The sequence below is a fragment of the Exiguobacterium sp. AB2 genome, from assembly GCF_000696055.1.
In the GTDB taxonomy this organism is placed as follows: domain Bacteria; phylum Bacillota; class Bacilli; order Exiguobacteriales; family Exiguobacteriaceae; genus Exiguobacterium; species Exiguobacterium alkaliphilum.
Genome location: NZ_JNAA01000082.1, coordinates 17,643 through 34,006, shown reverse-complemented (window position 1 = coordinate 34,006; position 16,364 = coordinate 17,643). Strand labels below are relative to the sequence as shown.

Annotated in this window: 19 protein-coding genes; all 19 read right to left on the bottom strand. The window is 54.6% G+C overall.

The window, feature by feature from the left end:
- Positions 1-34 precede the first annotated feature (34 nt).
- On the bottom strand, positions 35-568 hold the full coding sequence (locus DI14_RS11125) for a ReoY family proteolytic degradation factor (RefSeq protein ID WP_034808558.1): 534 nt from the start codon (positions 566-568) through the stop codon (positions 35-37).
- A gap of 25 nt (positions 569-593) precedes the next feature.
- On the bottom strand, positions 594-1,865 hold the full coding sequence (locus DI14_RS11120; protein ID WP_034808556.1) for a tetratricopeptide repeat protein: 1,272 nt from the start codon (positions 1,863-1,865) through the stop codon (positions 594-596).
- Positions 1,866-1,898: 33 nt separating this feature from the next.
- Complete coding sequence (aroA, locus tag DI14_RS11115) at positions 1,899-3,149, bottom strand: 3-phosphoshikimate 1-carboxyvinyltransferase (protein ID WP_034808554.1); 1,251 nt, start codon at positions 3,147-3,149, stop codon at positions 1,899-1,901.
- Positions 3,150-3,164: 15 nt separating this feature from the next.
- On the bottom strand, positions 3,165-4,193 hold the full coding sequence (locus DI14_RS11110) for a 3-dehydroquinate synthase family protein (RefSeq protein WP_235193456.1): 1,029 nt from the start codon (positions 4,191-4,193) through the stop codon (positions 3,165-3,167).
- The gene (gene aroC / locus DI14_RS11105) at positions 4,187-5,347 is read right to left on the bottom strand and encodes a chorismate synthase (protein WP_034808553.1); all 1,161 of its coding nucleotides are present in this window, start codon (positions 5,345-5,347) and stop codon (positions 4,187-4,189) included. Before aroC ends, DI14_RS11110 begins: the two co-directional genes overlap by 7 nt.
- 10 nt (positions 5,348-5,357) lie before the next feature.
- Positions 5,358-6,137 carry a protein-glutamate O-methyltransferase CheR gene (locus DI14_RS11100; RefSeq protein WP_034808572.1) on the bottom strand — a complete coding sequence of 260 codons (780 nt, stop codon included), beginning with the start codon at positions 6,135-6,137 and terminating at the stop codon, positions 5,358-5,360.
- A gap of 105 nt (positions 6,138-6,242) precedes the next feature.
- Positions 6,243-6,662: a nucleoside-diphosphate kinase gene (gene ndk, locus DI14_RS11095; RefSeq protein ID WP_034808551.1), complete on the bottom strand. Its 420-nt coding sequence runs from the start codon at positions 6,660-6,662 to the stop codon at positions 6,243-6,245.
- A gap of 91 nt (positions 6,663-6,753) precedes the next feature.
- Positions 6,754-7,716 carry a polyprenyl synthetase family protein gene (locus DI14_RS11090; RefSeq protein WP_034808549.1) on the bottom strand — a complete coding sequence of 321 codons (963 nt, stop codon included), beginning with the start codon at positions 7,714-7,716 and terminating at the stop codon, positions 6,754-6,756.
- A gap of 3 nt (positions 7,717-7,719) precedes the next feature.
- Entirely contained in the window at positions 7,720-8,421 is a 702-nt protein-coding gene (locus DI14_RS11085) for a demethylmenaquinone methyltransferase (RefSeq protein ID WP_034808547.1), read from the bottom strand.
- Between the two features lie 20 nt (positions 8,422-8,441).
- A complete protein-coding gene (locus DI14_RS11080) occupies positions 8,442-9,014 on the bottom strand; it encodes a heptaprenyl diphosphate synthase component 1 (RefSeq protein WP_034808545.1) in 573 nt (190 codons plus the stop codon).
- A 127-nt stretch (positions 9,015-9,141) separates the two neighbouring features.
- Positions 9,142-9,414 (bottom strand): HU family DNA-binding protein, encoded by a 273-nt coding sequence (locus DI14_RS11075; protein ID WP_024370177.1) that lies wholly within the window; start codon positions 9,412-9,414, stop codon positions 9,142-9,144.
- A gap of 109 nt (positions 9,415-9,523) precedes the next feature.
- Positions 9,524-10,225: a hypothetical protein gene (locus DI14_RS11070; RefSeq protein WP_235193457.1), complete on the bottom strand. Its 702-nt coding sequence runs from the start codon at positions 10,223-10,225 to the stop codon at positions 9,524-9,526.
- A gap of 13 nt (positions 10,226-10,238) precedes the next feature.
- Positions 10,239-10,439, bottom strand: coding sequence for a DUF2768 domain-containing protein (locus DI14_RS11065; RefSeq protein WP_034808542.1), 201 nt, complete (start codon positions 10,437-10,439; stop codon positions 10,239-10,241).
- Between the two features lie 80 nt (positions 10,440-10,519).
- Positions 10,520-11,563, bottom strand: coding sequence for an NAD(P)H-dependent glycerol-3-phosphate dehydrogenase (locus DI14_RS11060; RefSeq protein WP_034808540.1), 1,044 nt, complete (start codon positions 11,561-11,563; stop codon positions 10,520-10,522).
- Between the two features lie 17 nt (positions 11,564-11,580).
- Positions 11,581-12,891 carry a ribosome biogenesis GTPase Der gene (gene der / locus DI14_RS11055; RefSeq protein WP_034808538.1) on the bottom strand — a complete coding sequence of 437 codons (1,311 nt, stop codon included), beginning with the start codon at positions 12,889-12,891 and terminating at the stop codon, positions 11,581-11,583.
- A 130-nt stretch (positions 12,892-13,021) separates the two neighbouring features.
- Positions 13,022-14,167: a 30S ribosomal protein S1 gene (rpsA, locus tag DI14_RS11050; RefSeq protein WP_034808537.1), complete on the bottom strand. Its 1,146-nt coding sequence runs from the start codon at positions 14,165-14,167 to the stop codon at positions 13,022-13,024.
- Between the two features lie 141 nt (positions 14,168-14,308).
- Positions 14,309-14,932 carry a 1-acyl-sn-glycerol-3-phosphate acyltransferase gene (locus DI14_RS11045; RefSeq protein WP_081825894.1) on the bottom strand — a complete coding sequence of 208 codons (624 nt, stop codon included), beginning with the start codon at positions 14,930-14,932 and terminating at the stop codon, positions 14,309-14,311.
- Positions 14,929-15,606, bottom strand: a complete 678-nt coding sequence (cmk, locus tag DI14_RS11040) for a (d)CMP kinase (protein ID WP_034808535.1) — start codon at positions 15,604-15,606, stop codon at positions 14,929-14,931. Before cmk ends, DI14_RS11045 begins: the two co-directional genes overlap by 4 nt.
- Positions 15,607-15,680: 74 nt before the next feature.
- Entirely contained in the window at positions 15,681-16,346 is a 666-nt protein-coding gene (locus DI14_RS11035) for a flagellar brake protein (RefSeq protein WP_034808534.1), read from the bottom strand.
- Positions 16,347-16,364 lie beyond the last annotated feature (18 nt).

The following is a 16,364-nucleotide window of genomic DNA, read 5'->3' as shown; positions in this document are numbered from 1 at the left end:
CAAGCGCTACCCATAACGGAAGCGCTTGTTTTTCCTAAAATAATTTTGAGGCTCGAACTTGATGGAGTTTACTGGTCAAATTGCGGAACAACTTCTCATCACGTCGGTCGAGCGCCTCGTCGATTTCGACGAGCAATCGTTCTTCCTCGAACTGGGCGACCGAGGCACGGATGACGGTCTGTGCCGATGTCGTCACTTCGTCTTTTACTTCGGCAACGGGTTCGAACGGGTTCGGCTCGACAATGTCAATCCAATTCTCGTCAATCATCATGCCCTGGAAATTGAGTTCGACGTAAATCGCACCGTCATGGAGGCGAATGTCATGATACGCCTTCTCCGGATTGACCGTGACGAGGTCGCCGCGACGATATCGGAACGGTTCCCCGTCAAAGCCATAAGCTGTCATCACAAGGCTTCGCGGGGCGACGGAGGCGTTCGTCACGAAATGGACGTTGCCGAGTTTCTCCGGATGCCTGAGCCAATAATCGATAATCCATTTGGCCTCTCGCTTACGCAGCGTATGATGAGCGAGGAATCGCTTTAAAAAATTCTTTTTCCGCTCCACCATATGACCCCATCTCCTTTTATATCGATTAATCGCGGTCCGCTAACGAGTCGAGCCGTTCTTCGAGCGCTTGACGGTCGTCCACGTCGACGGTGAGCGCAAGCGTTTGCTCGAGCATACGCTTCGCCTTGTCGCGCTGTCCTTCTTCTACTAACAGTGTAGCCCATTCGGTCGCAAAAGACACGTCCTCTTTATAAACGTCTTCAATCGATTCGTAGAGCGCGACCGCTTCCTCATACGCCTCGAGCTCATAGGCGGCTTTGGCCTTGTACCATGTCATGAGCGGCGATGTCGAATGGTCTTCGAGGGCGTCAATCGTCTCGATGACCGCATCCATGTCCCCGGCCTCGAACAAGACGGACAAGAGCAACTCAGTCGCTTCGAGCGATTCCGGATTCAAGGCGAGCGCCTCACGCAGTTCGGTCACCGCCTCATCGGTCGCACCTTGACGCAAGAACAGTTTCGCCTTCACCGTCCGTAACTCGTCGTTATAATCATCACGTTCAATCCCTTGCCCAATCATCTCGAGCGCCTCATCGATTCGTCCGAGCGCCTCGAGCGCTTCCGTATATGGAAGATAGAGCGACGTGAAGTCCGGGTCCATCGTCCGCAACTCCTCGAACTGTTTGACCGCGACCTCGTCACGCCCGATGCGGTGGGCCGTCATGGCATGCCCGAACACGGTATTCAAGTTTCGGCCCGTCGACTTCTCGAATTCGACGAGCGCCTCTTCGAACGACCCGATCATCGTGAGCGCCTCGGCGTAATCGGCCTGATAATCGATCTCTTCAGGCAACGCCAGATGCGGCAGTCGCGCATAGAGCGGGACGGCTTGTTCGAACGACCCGATTGACGCGTAAAGTTCAGCGAGCCCATAGACGAGCAGCGGTTCGTCCGGATTCGTCTCGAGTGCCTCGAGCAGTTTTATGACGGCGACTTCGTCGAGTCCTTGCGATTGATACAAATCGGCCAATAACACGAGGCTCCGGACGTGTGCCTCTCGATCTTTCGTGTCGACTTTCTCGAGCACGGCAATCGCCTCTTCTTCGCGGTCGCTGTCGAGATATGCCTCGGCGAGCGACAACGCCACGTGCGGATTCCCCGCATAATCGACGTAAAGCGCGGCCAGGACGTTCACCGCGCGGTCGGCGAGTCCGAGCTCGAGATAAAGATCGGCGATGGCTAGCCGGTCTTCGTCCGAGCCCTCTTTATCAAGCGATTCGAGATGGTGCAGGGCGTGTTCTGTCTCCCCGGCCTCGAGCATCTCGACAATATGGTTCAATTCTGATTCATCTAACATTGATCTTCCTCCTACCGACAACAACTATTGACGTTATTCTATCTCACGACCGAGCCGTTGTAAATCTTGATGAAACTGCGGGTAACTGACATCCGAGACATCCATCCCATGAATGTGGACAGGATCGTCCGTCAAAAGCGCTGCAATCTGCAGCATCATCGACAGCCGATGGTCGCCAAACGCATCCACGTCCCCACCTCGAATCGGACTCGGGCGGACGGTGAACCCGTCCTCAGTCTCTTCGATGTCGACACCGAGCGTCTTCAGTTCGGTCACGACCGTCCGGATGCGGTCCGTCTCTTTCACACGCAGTTCGCCTGCGTCTCGCACAGTCGACGGGCTTGTCGCCTGTGACGCGACGAGGGCAAAGAGCGGCAACTCGTCGATTTGATGCGGAATCGCCTCGCCGCCTAACTCGATGCCGCGAAGCGTGCTCGTCGAGACCGTCACATCGGCGACCGTCTCCTCTCCGAGCGGGCGCGCCCGCTCAATCGAAACGGACGCGCCCATCCGTTCAAGCGTCCGCAAAAAGCCGATGCGCGTCTCGTTCAAACAAACATCGACTGTCGTGACTCGACTATTCGGGACGATGGCCGCTCCGGCCCAAAAGAATGCAGCCGACGACGGGTCGGCCGGGACGTGGACCGTCGCTCCCTTCAATCCACCCGGGTCGAGTCGGATCACTCGTACCCCGTCCTCGATCGTCACATCGATACGACCGCCGAACAGTGGCAACATCCGTTCCGTATGGTCACGCGACAACATCGGCTCTCGCACGATCGTCTCTCCCTTGGCCCGAAGCCCTGCCAGCAAGATGGCCGATTTGACTTGGGCGCTCGCGACAGGCAACGTGTAGTCGATGCGGCCCAGTTCGCTTCCTCGGATGCGAATCGGGGCGTAATCGCCTTCGATATCGGCCCCACGCTCACGTAGCGGTACCGTGACACGTCCCATCGGCCGTTTCGAGAGCGATTCGTCACCCATCAACTCATACGTCCCGTCAAACCCGACGAGCAGTCCAGTGAGGAGACGCATCGTTGTCCCCGAGTTGCCGCAGTCAATCGTCGTCGACGCCATCTTGTCCGTTCCCGTGATGACGACCCGGTCAGCTCGTTCCTCCACCGTCGCCCCGAGGCGACGCATGGCCTCCATCGTCGACCGGCAATCGGCTCCAAGGAGCGGGTCATGAATCGTCGTCACACCATGCGCGACGGCACCGAACATGACAGCGCGATGCGTGATCGATTTGTCACTCGGGACACGAATCCGTCCTGTCAATCCCATGCTACATCCATCCTTTCAGTTGATTGAAGGCGGCGATGAGGCGATCGTCTGACACCGGTTCGACCGTGACGGTTTCACCGAGTAAGACGAACCGGACTTCACCGCCGCGATTTTTTTATCCCGTCCCATTAACGTCCGATAGTCTTCAAATGGACGCCAGGCGACCGGTGTGACTTCGTTCGCTGTCATCCAGTCTGCTAACCGCCTCGCCCGGTCCGTGTCCCCGTTCAAAAGGAAGGCATACACCATCCCATACAGGACGGCCTCTCCATGGGCGAGCCGATACCGTTCACTCGTCTCGAGCGCATGGCCGAACGTATGGCCGAAATTGAGCCACGCCCGAACTCCTGCTTCTCGCTCGTCCGCCTCGACGATGCGACGCTTCACTTCAATGCCACGCGCGAGCCACTCCGTCCAATCGATCGGGCCCGTCAAGGCGTCGAACAACGCATCCTCGAACGACGCCTCGAGCACATGCTCAGAGAGATACGCATGCTTGATCAGTTCGCCGAGACCGCTCCGGACGTCACGTTGCTGTAACGTCTCGAGTCGCGTGACGTCGTAGTGGACGCCCATCGGTTGATAGAACGCACCGATCGCATTTTTGGCGAGCGGATGGTTGACGGCGACTTTTCCGCCGACGGCCGAATCGTGCGCCAGAATCGTCGTCGGGACTTGGATGTAACGGACGCCCCGCATATAGACGCTCGCCAAAAAACCGACCAAATCCCCGACCATGCCGCCGCCGAAGGCGAGAACGATCGTATCGCGGTCACATCCGGACTTCAATCCTTCGGAGACAAGCCGTTCGATGACGGAAAGCGACTTCGATTCGTCGCCTGGTGGCACGACCGACCAGACAATGTCTTGATGGACGTGCGCCAGCCGTTCTCGAAACGTGTTGCCATGGAGTCGGTCGACCGTCTCATCGGTCACGACCCAAACCGTCGAACCAGAAAAAGCTTGAACGCGGTAGAGCCAAGCATCACCGCGTTCAATCGTCACATCATATGGGGTCGACGCATCGACGCGAATCATCACCATGTCCGAATCTCCTCACGATACGTCGCGACTCGGTTTTGTATCCGTTCCACCGTATCGTGCCCGAACGTTTCACACAGCTCACGCGCAAGTTCGAAGGCGACGACCGCTTCGACGACGAGCGAGGCGGCCGGGACGGCACACGCGTCACTGCGCTCGATTTGAGCGAGGAACGGCTGTTTCGTCTCGATGTCGACCGACGGGAGCGGTTTGTATAGGGTCGGGATCGGTTTCATGACGGCCGTGCAGACGATCGGCATCCCCGTCGTCATCCCGCCTTCAAAGCCGCCAAGGTGATTCGAGAGTCGAGTGTAACCGGTCTCGTCATAGGCGATCGGGTCCATCACTTCCGAACCCGGACGATACGCCATGTCAAACCCGTCCCCGAAAGCGACGCCTTTGATGGCGTTCACGCTCATGACCGCCTGAGCGATTCGCGCATCAAGTTTCCGGTCGTACTGAACGTAGGAGCCGAGTCCCGGGATGACACCGTGGACCTCGGTCGTGACGACGCCTCCGAGGGAATCCCCCGCGGCTTTCGCCTCGTCAATCAAGCGCATCATCTGATCTGCCGCTTCCGCGTCGTACGTGCGGACAGGTGACGCCTCGACCGCTGCGATGAGCGCCTCCTTCGAGTCCATCGTTTTCACGGCCGCGACGCCGCCAATCACTTTCACATAGCTGAGCACGCTCATCCCGACGGCGGCAAGCAACTGCTTGCTGATGGCGCCGACCGCGACGCGGGCTGCCGTCTCACGGGCGCTCGAGCGCTCGAGCACGTCGCGAAGGTCGCGATGGTCGTACTTCAATCCTCCGACGAGGTCGGCGTGCCCTGGCCGTGGGCGGACGACCCGCCGCTTCACCTCGGCGTCATCTGCGATCGGCTCCGCTTGCATGACGTTCCGCCAATGCGTATGGTCCTTGTTCTCAATCCAAAGCGAGATCGGGGCACCCGTCGTCCGTCCGTGACGAATCCCGGCCCGGACGTCCACGCGATCCGATTCGATTTGCATCCGCCGGCCACGTCCGTATCCCGATTGTCGTTTTTTCAATTCTTCATTCACCAAGTCGATGTCGACGGAGAGGCCCGCCGGCACTCCTTCAAGAATGATGGTCAATCCAGGACCGTGTGACTCTCCTGCCGTCAAATAACGCATACACGCCACCTCACTCTTCGTATTTTTCGTAAAAGAAACTTTGCTTCATCCGGTAGCCGTAACGTTTCGGTTGGAAGATTTGCTCTGTCCCGCCGACGAACAACACACCACCCGGACGCAACGAGCGATGAAACGATTTGTACACTTTCTCTTTCGCTTCCTCCGTAAAGTAAATCAAGACGTTGCGGCAGACAATCAAATCGAAGTTTCGTTCATAGACGTCCGCTAACAAATTGTGCTTTTTGAACGTGACGAGCTTCTTTATGTCTTCTGCGATATAGTAATCGTCGCCCCGCCGTGTGAAATAACGTTGTCGGTACTCGGCCGGCAAGTCGACGAGAGCCCGTTCATGGTATTTGCCTGCTTTCGCTTTCTCGATGACGATGTCGTCGAGGTCGGTCGCGGTAATCGAGAATTGGGCAGGTGACAGATGTTTGGATAAGAGCATCGCGAGCGAGTACGGCTCTTCCCCTGTCGAACAGGCGGCGCTCCATACGCGTAACTTCCCTTGGCTCTTGCGGATGAGTTCTGGCAAAATATCCTCCTCGAGCTGTTGCCAACGGACCGGGTTCCGATAAAATTCGCTCACATTGATTGTCATCCGGTCTAAAAACTCTTCGTACAGGCCGCGGTCGGCCTCCATCGCTTTGAAGTACTCGATGAACGTGGCATAGCCTTTCTTCTCGCGGAGGGCAATCATCCTGCGCTTCATCTGTGCCTCTTTATATAAGTTCAAATCAATCCCAGACTTTAAGTAAAATTTTTTCACGAAGATGGCATAATCATTTATCACCAGTTCCAACCTCAATTCTTCCTCATTTCCTAGTTCTCGATGCCGCGTAAGCGCTTCAACGGCAACAAAAAAAGGGACAGGTGACCCCGTCCCTCGTTCTCGTCATGAAACGTGCGATGCTTCAGAGACGAACCAAAGCGCCAGCTCCCGCTCGGCACTCTCGGCACTGTCAGACCCGTGAATCACGTTTTGTGACATCGTCGCGGCCAAGTCGCCCCGAATCGTGCCCGGTTGCGCGTCGAGCGGGTTCGTCTTCCCAATCATCATGCGTGAGACGGCGATGATGTTCTCACCTTCCCATTCCATCGCGACGACCGGACCTGACGTCAAGAAGTCGACGAGCTCGCCGAAGAACGGCTTCTCCTTATGTTCCGCATAATGCGCTTCTGCGATTTCTACAGACGGTGTAAGCATTTCGAGACGGTTCAACGTGTATCCTTTGTTTTCAAAGCGCGAGATGATTTCCCCAATCAAGCCACGCGCTACGCCGTCAGGCTTCACCATTAAAAATGTCTTTTCCATTCCCCTAATCCCCCTAAATCGATATGTGTACGATGTACTCTATAAGTGTACACGGTCACTCTCGTTATTGAAAGGGGTTACAACGTGCAAATTACCATTTCCGTTTCCCAATATATTCGGCAATCTCGATGAGCGAACGTTTGTCTGACACGTCCGGGAGCGGCTCGAGCCGTTTGATGGCCCGGCGAACGTAACGATCGATCGTCTGTTGGCTCCGTTCAAGCGTCCCGTTTTGCTGTACCTCGCGGACGAGCGCGGCCGTCAAATCAGGGGTCGACGTGCTGTCGACTCGCGACAAGCGCTCGTAAAACCGACCATCTTCGGCCGAATAGAAGAGCGGCAACGTCTTATGGCCGTGCTTCAAATCTTCACCGACCGGTTTCCCGAGCTGAAAGCTCTTCGCTGTGAAGTCGAGTAGGTCGTCCGTCATTTGAAACGCCATGCCGATGTCATACCCGAACAGACGTAACTGCTTGACGACTTCTGGCGACGCGCCCGAGACGATTGCCCCAGCGGCACAACTCGTCTCGATGAGCAGCGCCGTCTTTCTAGCGATTCGGTCCAAATACCGTTTCGGTGACTGCGACCAGTCGTATTGATCTTGGATTTGATTGATTTCGCCGATACAAATCAATTCCATCGTCTCTGCCATGAGTTGCATCACTTCCGGCGAATCGACTTCGGAGACGAGGCGGATCGCCTCGCCGAACAGCGTGTTTCCCGTGTACATGGCGACACATTCATCATACCGTTCCATGACGGTCGGCTTGCCGCGTCTGAGCGTCGCATCGTCGATGACGTCGTCATGGACGAGCGAGGCCATGTGGATGAGCTCGAGACTAGCCGCTACTTTCGTCAATCGAATGTCATTCTGCTGACCGAACGCGGCACTCAAGAGGACGAAAGCCGGACGAATCCGTTTCCCGCCCGCGTCTAACAGTTGCCTCGACGCCGCATCGATGACGGGATGGTCCGTATGCACACGTGTCGACAAAAAGCGATCGATTTGATCGATTTCACGATTCATGTGACGATATAGTCGTTTTAAAGACATCGGTTACCACTTCTTCCCTAAGTGCATCGCACATGCACCACCGGAAAACGGTTTGACCTCGACTTGTTCGAACCCAGCCGTCTCGAACATTCGCTTCAATGTGAGGCGGTCCGGGAACGAGTCGGTCGACTCTTGCAGCCATTTATATTGGTCATAGGAACCGGCGAACAGCTTGCCAAAGAGCGGCATGACCGTACCGAAGTAAAATCGGTACAGCTCGCTGAAGAGCGGCGCCGTCGGTTGGCTCGTCTCGAGGCAGACGACCGTGCCGCCCGGTTTCAAGACGCGATGCATTTCGCTTAGCACCGTCATATAGTCCGGGACGTTACGAAGGCCGAAGCCGATTGTCACAAAATCAAACGAGTCATCGCCAAACGGCAACGCCATCGCGTTTCCGTGAACGAGTTCGATGTTCGGATATTGTTTTACTTTCTCGTGACCGACCGCAAGCATGTTCTCCGAGAAGTCTAACCCTTTGACGACCCCCGTGTTTCCTGCCGCTTCGGCGAGTTGAATCGTCCAGTCAGCCGTCCCACAACAGACGTCGAGACATTTCGCGCCCGGGAACACCTGCATCCGTCGCATCGTCGCTCTGCGCCACCACTTGTGGAGCCGGAAACTGATGATCGAGTTCATCGTATCGTAGCTCGGTGAGATGGATTGAAACACATCATATACTTTTTGCTCTTTTTCTTTCGGTTGCAACACGTAACATCCTTTCCGTTCTAAGCGACAGCATGCGCCAAAAGCGCCGATAGCTGCTCTCGTTGTTCTTTATGCAATGTCGTCGCTCTTTGTTCGATGATTTGTTTTCCGTACGACGTCAAATACGTTTGACCGATCAATTCAGCGAACGTCTTGACGAGGCCAAAGTTGGCTTCCATCCATGTCGATACAGAAATCTCGTCGTCTAAAGCGAGTGTGCATTTAGCCCCGTTGACGAGTTGGACGGTCCGGCCGAAGCGATCACTGAAGTCGGTCGGGAATCGTGCCAATATTTTATAAAATTGAGCCGATGCGAAGTCTCCGGCGAGCACGTTCAACTGGCGCGCCAAAGAACCGTTCGGACAATCCTTCACTTGATCGTGCAACTCGAGTGCCTGCTGGGCAAAATACGTGGCTAGCACGAGCTGTTGTTGTTCGGTTGATTCTTCGTCAATCAATTCGACCATCCAACGAAGTAAAGGCATGTCGACTGCGGGCACAATCTCGTGTCTCGTCAAATACGGATGGGTCATGCGTTGTTCGATTTGACGAGCAAGGTCGGTGACAACGCTTTCGTTTGTCCACTGTTCCATGCTATCCCCCCTCGTCCTCTTCGTTGTCATTCTGACATAGTATAGCACATTTTCGTCACATTCACGCCATGTGAACTCGTAAACGGACACAAAAAAAGCCGCCTTTCGGCGACTTATGTAATGCCTATTATTTGACCGCGTCTTTGAGCGCTTTACCTGCTTTGAAGGCAGGGACTTTGCTCGCAGGGATTTCGATATCTTCTTTCGTACGTGGGTTGCGACCTTTACGGGCAGCACGCTCACGAACTTCAAAAGTACCAAAACCGATCAATTGAATTTTCTCACCGTTTTGGAGTGCTTCAGTGATTGATTCAAATGTAGCTTCAACAACTGTCGTCGCTTCTTTTTTAGAAACTTCGGCTTTTTCAGCAACTGCTTGGATCAATTCAGTCTTGTTCATCACGATTCACCTCCTCTCACAGAGAGTTTACGGAATTAATCATATCGTACAAACGTTGATATGACAACATTTTTTAAGTGAAAAGCCCATATTCACGACGCTTAGTCGATCAGTTGTTTAAAAATTCGACTTCGCCTTGTTCATTAATCGTATAGCCTTGCGAATAAGCTGGGGCGAATGGTGAATCATTGTAGAGCAAATACCGAATATCCTCGCCGACTTCTGGCGTCACATCCGTGTTTTCGAGCTTGGCCGCGATGTCTTGGCGATAGTCGACGAATAGCTGTCCGCTCCCGTCGACGTAGATCGGTAACTCGTTATCGGAGTATGGGCTCGGGATCGTCGGTTCTTCGGCGACGAAGATGAGGTCGTAGTTGAGCGTAAATTGATTTTTACCGACCGATCCGGAAAACGGGAACTTCCCTTCCTTCGCCCGGTACGCGTTAATGTTCGTCTGCAACTGCTGTAGCCGCTCGGTCACCCGTAAATCAATCAGCTTGACCGTCGGTTCGTCCTCGACGTCGACGAGGACGTATAAGAACAGCCCGCCCCCTTCAAAACTGTTCGCCGGCGGGTCTGCCATATACCCTGGGACAAGACGTCCGAATTCGATTGGATACCGTTCCATGAGCGGTGTCTCGGCCGGCTTCGTTTTAATCGGCAACACCCCGGTCGTCTCTTTGAACGAGTCGACGGCCGTTTGGACCGAACGAATCTGTTCTTCGTACGGGACGTTGTCGACACGGTTTGACTGCGGGTACATACACCCGCTCAGAACGGTTACCGCCAACAGACCGACAACTACTAACATTCTTTTCAACGGTTCAACCCCCTGTCGGCCCTGAAGCGACCACGTAAATCATAATGAGCGTTCCAAATAAAAAAATGACGAATGCGACGACGCGCACGAGCGCCCCGAACCAACCAGATAGTTTCGTGTGGCTGACAGCGACCATGAGCGCCGCGATGGCGAACGCCCCGATGCCGGCGAATGAAATCCACATCTTGATGAGTGACGGTGTCACGTTGATCCCCTCGACTTTCTCTCTAATTCTCTCTCCGTACATTAGTGTAGCAAAAAAAAGCAAGGAACTGAACGAAAACGTCAGTCCCTTGCCATTTCATCGCCTTCGAAATGGAACACTTGCTCCATCTCGTGTTTTTGCGGGCGTCGCATCAACTTCTTCACTTCATCGTGCGGGCTCTTGTTCTCGAACAAGACGTTATAGAGCGCCTCCGTGATCGGCATCTCGACGCCGGCCTCACCGGCGAGCGTGTGCGCGGCCTCACAGGCGCGCACCCCTTCGACGACCATACCCATCTGCCCGAGCACGTCTTCGAGTTTTTCCCCGCGTCCGATGGCGTTACCTGCGCGCCAGTTACGACTGTGCTGCGACGTCGCCGTGACGATCAAGTCACCGATGCCGGTCAAGCCGGAGAACGAGGCCGGATTGGCCCCGAGCCTCACACCGAGACGGGCAATCTCGACGATGCCGCGCGTCATGAGCGCCGCTTTCGCGTTATCGCCATAGCCAAGACCGTCCGTCATCCCGGCAGCCAAAGCGATGATGTTTTTGAGCGCACCACCATACTCGGCGCCAATGACGTCCGAATTCAAATAGACACGGAACTGGTCGTTCGTGAGCAACTCTTGAATCTCGTCGGCGACGTCTAAGTCCTCGCACGCAATCGTGATTGTCGTCAATTTGCGGACGGCGACTTCTTCGGCGTGCGTCGGACCTGTCAAGACGCCGATGGCCCGCCGTTTCGACGGGTCAATCTCTTCAGCGATAATCTCAGACAGACGCTTATGCGTCTTCGGTTCAATCCCTTTGGCGGCGTGGACGATGACGGCCGGTTCCGTGAGGAGCGTGTTCAGCTCGCGGGAGACCGGACGAATCGCCGAGCTCGGAACGACGAGAAAAATGATGGACCGTCCGGCAATCGCCTCTTTCAAATCGGTCGTCGCTCGAATCGACTCCGGAAGCGGAGCGTCCTTCAAATAAGTCGAGTTCGTATGTGACGTATTGATCTCGAGGACGTGATCCTCTTCACGGCCGTAGAGCAAGACGTCGTGACCATTATCAGCGAGGACGAGCGATAACGCCGTTCCCCAGCTCCCTGCGCCGATGACAGCTACTTTTGCCATAGGAGGCACCCCCATTACTAGTTTTTCTGACGAGCCACGATGTGGACCGGTGTACCGGTGAAATCAAATGCGCGGCGAATCTGGTTATCTAGATAACGTTTATACGAGAAGTGGAGCAACTCAGGATCGTTGACGAAAAGAACGAACGTCGGCGGCTCGATGGCCACTTGCGTCGCGTAGTTGATCTTGAGTCGTTGCCCTTTGTCCGTCGGTGTCGGGTTCATCGCGACGGCATCGACGATGACATCGTTCAAGACACTCGTCGAGATGCGGCGACGATGTGATTCGGCCACTTCGTTGATGACCGGGAGGAGCGTCTGCAACCGTTTCGATGTGAGCGCCGATAAGAAAACGATCGGTGCATAGTCGAGGAACAAGAATTCTTTACGGATCTTCTCTTCCATTTTCTTCATCGTCTTGTCGTCCTTCTCGACGGCATCCCATTTGTTGACGACGATGACGATCGCTTTCCCTGCCTCGTGGGCGAGTCCGGCGACACGTTTGTCTTGCTCGATGATACCTTCTTCGCCATCGAGGACGACGAGGACGACGTTCGAACGTTCAATCGCCTTTTGGGCACGCATGACACTGTATCGCTCTGTAGATTCGTATACTTTTCCGCGCTTGCGCATCCCGGCCGTATCGATGATGACGTACTCTTGATTGTCGCGTGTGAACGGCGTATCGATCGCGTCGCGTGTCGTACCGGCCACGTCCGAGACGATGACGCGTTCCTCACCGAGGATCGCGTTCGTCAAGCTCGATTTCCCGACGTTCGGACGTCCGATGAGCGAGAAGCGAATGACGTCTTCGTTATATTCGTACTCGTCTTTGTCTGGTGCGAGCTCGAACACTTTGTCAAGAAGGTCACCAAGACCGAGACCGTGTGTTCCCGAGATTGGGAACGGGTCGCCAAACCCGAGCGAATAAAACTCATACATGAGGTCGCGCATCTCGAAGTTATCGACTTTGTTCACGGCGAGCACAATCGGTTTGTTCGAACGGAAGAGCAAGTTCGCGACTTCCTCGTCCGCTGCTGTGATGCCTTCGCGTCCGTTCACCATGAAGATGATGACGTCCGCCTCATCGATGGCGAGTTCGGCCTGATGGCGCATTTGAACGAGAATCGGTTCGTCACCGACCTCGATCCCGCCTGTGTCGATTAGATGAAACTTTCGGTTCAACCACTCACCCGTACCGTAAATTCGGTCGCGTGTCACGCCCGGCTTATCATCAACGATCGATACGCGATCTCCGATAATCCGGTTGAAAATCGTGGATTTCCCAATATTCGGGCGGCCGACGATGGCCACTGCTGGAATTCCCATAAAAAACACCTCTCTAACTTTCATTCAATAAATACTCGTTTCTAAATGCAACTGTACTATCATATCACAGCACTATTTCGGTGACCATACAAAAAGAAGCGGGAGCATGACTCCCGCTTGAACGACCGTCTTATTTAGAATCGTCCGAAGACTCTTCGCCCGTTAGTTCCGAGACGGAGAATCCTCCTTGGTCACTGTATTCGTCGAGGAGCGCCTGGTCTTCGTCACGTGACGATTCGGCTGACTCGAGTGCGCGCATCGACAGCGAGATTTTTTTCTCGTCGAGATGGACGTCAAGCACTTTCACTTTCACTTCTTGCCCTTCTGTCAACACTTCAGATGGTGTCGCGATATGTCGATTCGCGATTTGCGAGATGTGAAGCAACCCTTCGACTTGCGGTGCGACTTCAACGAACGCACCGAACGTGACGAGACGTTTCACTTTCCCTTCAATCACGTCACCCGGTTGAATCTGACCTTCAATCGATTCCCACGGGCCTGGTTGCGTCTCCTTGATTGACAATTTGACTTTCTCATTGTCAAGGTCAAGGCCGAGCACTTTCACTTTCACTTTGTCGCCTTCGGTCACGACGTCACTCGGTTTCTCGACACGACTATGCGCCATCTCGGAGATGTGAACGAGACCATCGACGCTACCGATGTCGACGAACGCACCGAAATCAGTGAGACGTTGGACCGTCCCTTCGATGATTTGGCCGACTTCAAGCGACTCGAGCGTCTCCGCTTTCTTCGCGCTCATCTCCGCTTCCGCGACTGCTTTATGCGAGAGAATGACGCGGTTCTTCTCACGGTCGATTTCGACGACTTTGACCGTGATTGGTTTATGCAAGTAAGAAGAGAAGTCCTCGACGAAATGACTTTCGACGAGCGAGGCCGGGATGAAACCACGGATGCCAATATCGACGACAAGACCGCCTTTGACTTTATCCTTGACCATGACTTCAAATACTTCACCTGATTCGTATTTTTCGACGATTTGATCCCAAGCTGCCTCGGCATCCACGTCCTTCTTCGATACGACAACCTCTTCGTCCGTGACTTTCTTCACTTTCACACGGATTTCGTCGTTGACATGGAGTGATTCGTTTAAATCGTCTAAATGCATGCTTGATACTTCGCTGATTGGCAGAATCGCCTCGGTTTTATACCCGATATCGATTAACGCTTGCTTGTCCTCGATTTTGACGACTGTACCGGTCACGATTTGACCTCGATTAATTTCAAAATCAGGCATATCTTTCATTTCTTCGACCATTCCAACACTACCCCCTCACGATGAGTACAAAAAGGAGCGCCCAAAGGCGCTTAACACCTAGTATAAACTTCTTATAATTCCGAAGATTTGTCAAGGTGTTATCAGATTAGTACCTTTCCTAGAGCCAGATTAAACCTGAATTTACCGAACGTTCCGTGAATGCTCGATGTACAGTTCACTGATCCGCTCCATGATTAAGTCCGCCGCTTCCTGCGCACTCGCTTTGTTCGCCTTGAGCGCGGTCAAGTCGAGCGGTTCGCCGATGACGACTTTCAGCTTCGTCCGGAACTTGTATCGGCCGATGATGGCGATCGGCAACACGGCCGCCTCAGAGCGCAAGGCGAAGAAGCCGACACCCGCTTGAGCCGTACCGAGCGTCCCGTCTTTCGAGCGGGTACCTTCCGGGAAGATCGAGATGAGTTCGTTCTCTTTCAACTTTTGCAAAACGACACGAAGGGCTTGACGGTCCCCCTCGCCACGCGAGACCGGAATCTGACCGGCCCGGTTGAGGATATGTTTCAGCACCGGGACACCGAACAGCTCTTTCTTCGCAAAGAAGCGAAGCGGACGCTGTTTCGGAATCGCGATGGCGAGTAAGACCGGGTCCCAGTTCGACTGATGGTTCGAACAGACGAGCACCGAGCCGTCGGCCGGGACGTTGTCACGTCCGATATACTCGACACGGAACATGAGTTTTTGAATCAATGCGACGGCGGCACGGGCGACCCGATACATGCCGAACGGTCCGTTGTTGAGCGGTTTCATCGTTTCACCACCTGCTTCATCAATCGTTCAATCGCTTCGACGACACCGTCGATTGACAGCTCGGTCGTATCGAGATAGTGCGCATCATCGGCCTGACGAAGCGGAGCTACCTCACGCTCGGAGTCACGCTTGTCCCGGAGGGCGATTTCACGTTGCAATTGCTCGAGGTCGCTCGGCAATCCTTTCGATACGTTCTCATCATGGCGGCGGCGGGCCCGTTCTTCGACCGTGGCGGTCATGAACACTTTCAAATCGGCACCCGGTAAGACGTGCGTCCCAATATCGCGACCGTCCATGACGATGCCACCCTCTTTCGCGAGGTCGCGTTGCAAGTCCATCAACGCGTCCCGGACTTCCGGTTGACGGGCGACGAAACTGACGTTGTTCGTCACTTCGCTCGAGCGAATCAGATCGGTCACTTCGGTCGCACCGTCGAAGACGCGTTGCCCAGATTCACTCGGCACGAGGCGAAGGTCCATCTCGGCGATCATCGCGGCAAGTGCTGGCCCGTCCTCTAAACCGACATGCTCGTTCAAGGCGCGATACGTGACGGCCCGATAAATGGCACCTGTATCGATATAGACATAGCCAAGTTTTTTGGCCAACGTTTTGGCAATCGTGCTCTTTCCGGCTCCAGCCGGTCCATCTAATGCAATTTGTAACGGTTTCATCATAAAAATTGGGTATCGGCATTGTCCGACACCCGCCTCCTCTCGGTCATTTGTTCCGAGAACATCATAACAGTTTTTTATCGTGAAGAAAATACAGAGCCGGTCCGTTTTCTCGCCTCAAGCTGGGCGCGGAAACAGTAACGTAAAATCGTCTCTTGATCGCGTGGTGCCAAGTCCTCGAAGCAAAGTGACAACTCTTGCTTGACGGTCTGGGGCTTGATTCGGACGAGCCGACTCTTCACCCGGAACGTCTGCGGTATCCCCCGCTCATCCTCGATACGGAAGACGACGACGAGCGAGTCATCCACTTCGATTGGCGCCCGGTTGGCGACGATGCGCATCCCGCCGGCCGACACGTCGAGTGACGTCGTCTCGAACGTCGGGAAAGCTTGACCGTCGACAGCGAGGACGGTGACGTTAATCATTTCAGGGACGCGTAGGTACTCGCGGCGCTGCACCCGTTTGATTTTCTTCTCGTCCGGCAATTTGAACGCGTAACGAAGCGTCAACTGCGCATCGCTCAATCGCTTCAGGACGACCGTGTCAAACGCAAACAATTGCTCCTCGCCCTTAAAGAAATAAACGCGTAACGCCTCTTCTTCATGAAGGAAGAATGTCTTCAACGTCGCCGTCTCGCTCGGTGACTCGATCCAGACGACACCGTCTTGGATGGCGGCGATTTTTGTCTTCCCCTCGCTTCTCCCCTCGACTTCAATCCGTAACTCTTGACCTACTTTTAACATGAATCCATTCCCCTTTTA

Bases quoted from the DNA above. Each gene is read 5' to 3' on its own strand.
- DI14_RS11075 (WP_024370177.1), bottom strand. From the start codon at position 9,414: ATGAACAAGACTGAATTGATCCAAGCAGTTGCTGAAAAAGCCGAAGTT.
- aroC (WP_034808553.1), bottom strand. From the start codon at position 5,347: ATGCGTTATTTGACGGCAGGAGAGTCACACGGTCCTGGATTGACCATC.
- DI14_RS11120 (WP_034808556.1), bottom strand. From the start codon at position 1,865: ATGTTAGATGAATCAGAATTGAACCATATTGTCGAGATGCTCGAGGCC.
- DI14_RS11035 (WP_034808534.1), bottom strand. From the start codon at position 16,346: ATGTTAAAAGTAGGTCAAGAGTTACGGATTGAAGTCGAGGGGAGAAGC.
- DI14_RS11090 (WP_034808549.1), bottom strand. From the start codon at position 7,716: ATGTCTTTAAAACGACTATATCGTCACATGAATCGTGAAATCGATCAA.
- DI14_RS11110 (WP_235193456.1), bottom strand. From the start codon at position 4,193: ATGGTGATGATTCGCGTCGATGCGTCGACCCCATATGATGTGACGATT.
- DI14_RS11125 (WP_034808558.1), bottom strand. From the start codon at position 568: ATGGTGGAGCGGAAAAAGAATTTTTTAAAGCGATTCCTCGCTCATCAT.
- cmk (WP_034808535.1), bottom strand. From the start codon at position 15,606: ATGATGAAACCGTTACAAATTGCATTAGATGGACCGGCTGGAGCCGGA.
- DI14_RS11070 (WP_235193457.1), bottom strand. From the start codon at position 10,225: ATGTTAGTAGTTGTCGGTCTGTTGGCGGTAACCGTTCTGAGCGGGTGT.
- DI14_RS11080 (WP_034808545.1), bottom strand. From the start codon at position 9,014: ATGGAACAGTGGACAAACGAAAGCGTTGTCACCGACCTTGCTCGTCAA.
- der (WP_034808538.1), bottom strand. From the start codon at position 12,891: ATGGGAATTCCAGCAGTGGCCATCGTCGGCCGCCCGAATATTGGGAAA.
- aroA (WP_034808554.1), bottom strand. From the start codon at position 3,149: ATGGGATTGACAGGACGGATTCGTGTCCCGAGTGACAAATCGATCACG.
- DI14_RS11045 (WP_081825894.1), bottom strand. From the start codon at position 14,932: ATGAAACCGCTCAACAACGGACCGTTCGGCATGTATCGGGTCGCCCGT.
- rpsA (WP_034808537.1), bottom strand. From the start codon at position 14,167: ATGGTCGAAGAAATGAAAGATATGCCTGATTTTGAAATTAATCGAGGT.
- DI14_RS11060 (WP_034808540.1), bottom strand. From the start codon at position 11,563: ATGGCAAAAGTAGCTGTCATCGGCGCAGGGAGCTGGGGAACGGCGTTA.
- ndk (WP_034808551.1), bottom strand. From the start codon at position 6,662: ATGGAAAAGACATTTTTAATGGTGAAGCCTGACGGCGTAGCGCGTGGC.